The organism is Nocardia sp. NPDC004260 (genome assembly GCF_053603155.1).
This window is the reverse complement of sequence record NZ_JBSGEZ010000159.1, coordinates 1-5,874: the sequence shown is the minus strand read 5'-3', so window position 1 is coordinate 5,874 and position 5,874 is coordinate 1. Positions and strand designations below refer to the sequence as shown.

The following is a 5,874-nucleotide window of genomic DNA, read 5'->3' as shown; positions in this document are numbered from 1 at the left end:
AGCGCCCATTGCGGATCCAGACCGTCGGCGCGGGCGATGCGGGCCTCCACCGACGGCGCCAGCGCCGCGTAGGCGCGCACGGTCGCGGCCAGCTCGTCGCGGTCCACGTGATCGGGCCACAGCGGCTTGTAGTCCCCGGCGGGGTTGGCGCGGATCGTCTTGCCGCGGTCGCGGGCGATCTGCTGATCTTCCGGAGTCATCACCGACACGGCGTCGGCCAGCCGCGCCTGCACTTCGAGGGTGGGCAGGCCGTGGCGCAGGCGGGCCTGGTAGTCGGCCCGTGGGGTCCAAGTCCGCCAAATCCGGCGGTAAGCCGTTACCGCAGATAGTTTGCGGAGTCACCGAGCCTCAGGGCGGATCGTTTCCCCAGGTCGTCACCGGAGTTACCGAACATAGTCAGTACCTGTGCGCGGTAACCCCTTAGCGCCGGATTTCGCAGAAATGGCCTGGCCGCCGGGAAACCTGCTGGTCAGGACGTTGCTGATCACACTAGCGCCGGATCCGGCGGACTTGGACCCCACGGGCCGCAACGCAGCCTCAACGGCGAAGACGCCCCGCTCACGTTGTCTCACATACAACGAGACAGAACAGCGTTATGGCGGTGGGGGTTGGTTCAGCCACCGCCGATCAGGCGGTGTCGAGATTCGCGATCAGACGCTGCCCAGGTTCGCGATCAGAACCAGCCGGTCAGGCCGTCACGGTCTCAGCTCGCAGGTAGGCGTAGAGGGTTTCACGGCTGACGCCGAACTTTTTGGCCAGCGCCGCTTTCGATTCCCCGGTGGCGGCGCGGGCGCGCAGCTGGGCGGCCCGCTCGATGGTGAGGGCCGGTTTGCGGCCGGGGTAGGCGCCGCGGGCCTTCGCCGCAGCGATGCTCTCGCGCTGGCGCTCGAGGATCAGGGCGCGTTCGAACTCGGCGAACCCACCCATCACGCTCAGCAACAGGTTCGCCATCGGCGAGTCCTCCCCGGTGAAGGTCAGCGACTCCTTCACGAACTCCACCCGCGCACCCTTGCCGGTCAGGGTGCGCACCAACCGCCGCAGATCATCGAGATTGCGGGCCAGGCGGTCCATGGAGTGCACGATCACGGTGTCACCGTTCATAATCTACGGTGGAAAGCCGCCGCGCCGGGTAGGGGTAGCCCCGTCCCCTTGGGGACAGGCGAAGGATATGGTATTCGCGCAGGCGCACGCCAACGGGAACAACTACGTCGTTCAGGTCAGGAAGGAGATCCCGTTCACGAAATGGGGCAGATGGGTTCCCATGAAAGTCGACGGAGAAATCTACGGGCAGATCCTTGCCGCGGACAAGCATTTCAAACTGGCCACCAAAGGCGCGCCGACGGCTGATCTGATCCAGATGTCGTGTTCCCCCGCCGCAGGATCGGCCGCTCGCAAGTCGGCCGAATTCTGCAGGAATAGACTTCGACGTACACGCCACCGAAAAATCTTCTGTCCGAATTATGGGTTCTATTGAAAGACCGGGACCAGACTCGGTCCAACAGAGTGGCAACTTCATCGTCGAATTCGGTTCTGAAATCAAACCCGGTCGATACGGCCACCCCCCGAATCCCTGGAGCACATACAGGGCACCCAGACAACGACCAGAGGTGTAGAGCACCTATCAGGTTCGGTTGCGGAGTCTTCGCCAGCAGATGAGGGCGGCGGCGTGGGTCGCGTCCTGAGTTCGGTGTAAATCCGGCCTCGTGAACGAGGCCGGGCGTAGGTTCCGCTTCGAAAACCGCCAAGTCATCGAAGAAGGAGCTACGCCCGTGCCCGCACGAGTATCGCCGACCGACCGTGTCCGCGCCAAGATCGACGAACTGTTCGCCTCCGATCGTGAGCTACCCGAGATCTTGGAGGAGGTGGCTCGCCTCGGCGCCCAGTTGCTGATGCAGGCCGCCCTCGAGGCCGAGGTGACCGAGTTCCTCGGCCGCGACCGCTGACCAGCGCACCGGCACCGTGTGCGAGGCGCAGCCGGGTTCCCGTAACGGGTATCGGCCGGTGACGGCAAGCATGTCACCAAGACTCACGCGCTGGAGTCACTGGTGATCGCGTCGTTCGTGCGCGGGCTGTCGGTCCGCGATGTGGAAGCCCCCCTCGCCGACGCGCTCGGCGACCAGGCATCGATCTCGAAATCGACGGTGTCGGGGTCTGTTCCGCGATCAAAACCGAGTACGAGGCATGGGTGCAGCGGCGTTTGGAGGAGGTGGTGCTGGACTATCTGTTCCTGGATGCCTCGTTCTTCCGCATGCATCCAGGGTCACCGTCCGAGCCGGTGCTGGCCGCCTGGGGCATAACCACCACCGGCAAACCCGTATTCGTCGGGCTGGCACCCGGTTCGGGGGAATCCACCGACGCCTGGGCCGATTTCCTCACCGACCTGCGCGATCGTGGTCTGCGATGCCCGTTGCTGGTCGTCTCCGACGGCGCTCGCGGCCTGATCGCCGCGATCGAGCAGATCTTCCCGGCCGCCCTGCGCCAGCGGTGCCTGATCTACCGGTGGCGCAACGTCGCGGCGAAGATCCCCGCCGGGATGCAGGCCGAGATCCGTGACGGTTACTGGGCCTGCTTCGACACCGAGAACCTGACCGTCGAGCCCGGCCCGAAACTGGTCGAACTCGTCGACAAGCGTCTGGTCGCTGTCGAAACGCGTTACCGCACAACCTATCCGGCGGCGATGAAGATTCTGGCCACCGACCGGTCAGGGCTGACCGCGTATCTGCGGTTCCCCGCCGAACACCACAACCGGGTTCGCCACTCGAATTTCATCGAGCGCACATTCGGTGAAACACGAAGACGCGCAAAAGTTATCGGCCGCTTCCCCGGCGAGACCAGTTGCATCAGCATCGTGTGGGCCGTGCCCGACCGGGCCTCGCGCGGCTGGCGTGGTTTCACCATGACCCCCGCCGGGCTGCGTCTGCTGCAGGACCTGCGGCGCAGCCTGCTCGAACCACCCCGCCAACTGCGGCCCCACCGCACACCCGACGATACCGCCGACACCATCAGCGCCACCGCGTAACATCACCCAGCGAAGCCGGGACCTGCACCCGCCGATTTACACCGGACTCCGGACGTCACCATGCCCGACACCGAACCCTCTACCACTGAACTGCAACGTGATCCACTTCCGCTGCGTGGTCGAGTCGCCGTGGTCACCGGAGTGAGCCGACGCAAGGGCATCGGCTACGCGATCGCCCACCGATTGGCCGCATCCGGCGCGAGCCTGTTCCTGCACCACTACGCACCACACGACAGCGAACAGCCATGGGGAGCAGACCCCGACGGACCACAGGCCCTGATCAAAATCCTCGCCGACAATGCTCCGGTCCACCACCTCGGCCTCGACCTCGCCGTTCCCGACGCACCTGCTCAGTTGATCACCACTGCAAGAGAGGTTTACGGGCACCTGGACATCCTCGTCTGCAACCACGCGCGCAGCGGCGGCGACGGTCCACTGGGCACGTTGGACGCCGCACTGCTCGATGCCCACTGGGCCGTGAACACCCGATCGGTCCTACTACTCACCCAGGCATTCGCCGCACAGCACGACGGACGCCCTGGAGGCCGCGTCATCCTCATGACATCCGGACAAGACCTCGGCCCCATGCGCGGCGAAATCGCCTACGCCACAGCCAAAGGCGCACTCGCCTCGATCACCCCCACCCTGGCCGACCATCTCGCCGACCAGGCAATCACTCTGAACACCGTCAACCCCGGCCCCGTCGACACCGGATACGCATCACCCGAGCTTCACGAGGCAGTTCGTCACCGCTTCCCGGCTCAACGCTGGGGCACACCCGACGACCCCGCCCGCCTCATCGGCTGGCTCGCCACCGACGAAGCCTCATGGATCACCGGACAAGTCATCAACACCGAAGGCGGCTTCCGCCGACAGAGCTGACGACCCCACGACCCCCAATGACAGGGTATTCAGACAGTTCCAATATCCGACGTCACCATTTTCCACGCCACCCACGTCGAAGACGCGTGGGTGACCGGGCAACGCCGCGTCGCCGACCGATGGAAAGGACTGATCCGATGAAGTGGAACCTGCACCTAGCCGCGGCCAACCGCGGCATCTGGAAAGCCAGCGAACTACAGCGCATGCTCGCCGACCGCGGCCTGGTCATCAGCGCCGGGAAGATGTCCTGGCTGTGGTCGGGCGATCCGAACGTCGTCAAGCTCCGTGACCTGGATGTCATTTGCGCGGCGCTCGGCTGCGGAGTCGAGGAATTGCTCATTCCCGAACCCGACACCGTCACTGCGCCGAAGCCGGCGACCGAGGAGACCGCACCCGCAGTAGGCGAGGTTCGGCCGGTCGTCCGCGCCCGGGCCGGGAGGTCGTTGCCGCCTCGATGATCTGTCTGCACTGTGAGGAGCCGCTGCCAGCTGGCAGTCGTCGAGATCGCAAGTATTGCCACAACTTATGCCGCGCCTGGGCGTCCTACTGGCGTCAACGCGCAGGAAAACCGCCGCCACCGAGATGGCAGCACCCCGCGGTGCTGTCACCCGACCCGATCATCTAGGCAGCGGCTGCCCGAGCCCAGCACCTCGGCGAAGCTCATGGCTGGGACGAGTCATCGACCCGGTGCGTTCTGGACGGCCTGGTCACAGTGCTGGAGGGCCGCCCAGACGGACAGCGAGTCCCGCTGAGCGAGGTCCGTTCCCGTCCGCATCGCCACGTTCCCAGACCACGGCTGGTCGAATTGCTCGACGATCTCGGACTACTCGACGACGACACGACACCGGCGATCAGGGCATGGATCGACCGCAACGTCGGCGAACTCACCCCCGGTTTCGCCGAGCCCGTCCGCCGATGGTTGTTCGTGCTGCTCGACGGCGACAACAGGGCCAAGCCTCGCTCGCAAGCCACTCTCTACGCCTATTTCGGCCAGGTCCGCCCGTTGCTGACACAGTGGATGAGTCAGTACGGTCACCTGCGGGAAGTCACCAAGACCGACATCTACGCCGCGCTCGCGCCGCTGCGCGGCTACCGGCGCAACAACACCGTCTGCGCGTTGCGTTCGTTGTTCGGATTCGCGAAGAAACGTGGCCTGACCTCCAGCAATCCCGCCACCGGTCTCAAGGGCCGTCCCGTCGATCCCGCCCTGGTGCCGATGACCGATGACGAGATCCGGCTCATCGAGCAACTCGCCGCCGAGCCCGCGCACCGGCTCGCCGTCGCTCTGGCCGCCGAGCACGCCGCCCGCACGAGCGTCATCCGCAACCTCACCCTCGATGACCTGGACATCCCCAACCGGCGCATCACTCTTGACGGCCACCACCAACGCATGGGCGAGCTGACCTACAGGGCATCGACAACCTGGCTCGATCACCGCCGCGGCGCTTGGCCGCGCACCCCGAACCGGCACGTGCTCGTCAACGCCAAGACCGTCCTCGGCACCGGCCCGGTCAGCGGGCCGTTCGTCCGTTTCAGTCTGGGCCGCAACGGATTCAGCATCGACCGCATCCGAGCCGACCGAATCCTGCACGAAGCACTCACCGCAGGCCCGGACCCGCTGTACCTGTCTCTCGTCTTCAACTCGACCACTTCACCGCGCTGCGGTATTCGACCGTCGCCCAGCACCTACTCAGCAACGAGATCGAACAGCCGCAGGGCAATGGAACCGAACGAAACCGCTCGACTCCGGCCGGAACCCACGGCGGTTCCCTGCCTGCGGCAACCGAAAAGCCGTGAGTTCCCACTGAAATCGCTTCAGTCCGGCTGAACCCACGGGGAGTATGGACATTTCCCGGCGATAGAAGACGACGACGCGATTCGCTCACGTCGCCGCTCAACTCCGCTTCCGACGGGCAACGGCACCGCATACATCCGGCACAGCCTTCAGTCCAGCTCGTACCGCATGAACACAT

At 65.4% G+C, this 5,874-nt stretch carries 5 protein-coding genes and 2 pseudogenes; 5 read left to right on the top strand and 2 right to left on the bottom strand.

Annotation, left to right across the window (positions count from 1 at the left end):
* On the bottom strand, positions 1-200 hold a 200-nt coding region (locus ACWEO7_RS37775; RefSeq protein ID WP_452430443.1), incomplete at its 3' end, for a hypothetical protein.
* 487 nt (positions 201-687) lie between these two features.
* A pseudogene (locus tag ACWEO7_RS37770) lies at positions 688-1,104 on the bottom strand (recombinase family protein); the annotation flags it as partial.
* Positions 1,105-1,168: 64 nt separating this feature from the next.
* Between ACWEO7_RS37770 and ACWEO7_RS37765 the strand changes: the two are divergent.
* The 5 genes and pseudogenes from ACWEO7_RS37765 to ACWEO7_RS37745 all read left to right on the top strand — a co-directional run bounded on the left by ACWEO7_RS37765 (position 1,169) and on the right by ACWEO7_RS37745 (position 5,729).
* Positions 1,169-1,474 (top strand): hypothetical protein, encoded by a 306-nt coding sequence (locus ACWEO7_RS37765; protein ID WP_452430442.1) that lies wholly within the window; start codon positions 1,169-1,171, stop codon positions 1,472-1,474.
* A 295-nt stretch (positions 1,475-1,769) separates the two neighbouring features.
* Positions 1,770-3,019, top strand: a pseudogene (locus ACWEO7_RS37760) (IS256 family transposase).
* 60 nt (positions 3,020-3,079) lie between these two features.
* Positions 3,080-3,901, top strand: coding sequence for an SDR family oxidoreductase (locus ACWEO7_RS37755; RefSeq protein WP_452430440.1), 822 nt, complete (start codon positions 3,080-3,082; stop codon positions 3,899-3,901).
* Positions 3,902-4,038: 137 nt separating this feature from the next.
* On the top strand, positions 4,039-4,359 hold the full coding sequence (locus tag ACWEO7_RS37750) for a helix-turn-helix domain-containing protein (protein WP_452430439.1): 321 nt from the start codon (positions 4,039-4,041) through the stop codon (positions 4,357-4,359).
* A 347-nt stretch (positions 4,360-4,706) separates the two neighbouring features.
* Positions 4,707-5,729 carry an integrase gene (locus tag ACWEO7_RS37745; protein ID WP_452430437.1) on the top strand — a complete coding sequence of 341 codons (1,023 nt, stop codon included), beginning with the start codon at positions 4,707-4,709 and terminating at the stop codon, positions 5,727-5,729.
* Positions 5,730-5,874 lie beyond the last annotated feature (145 nt).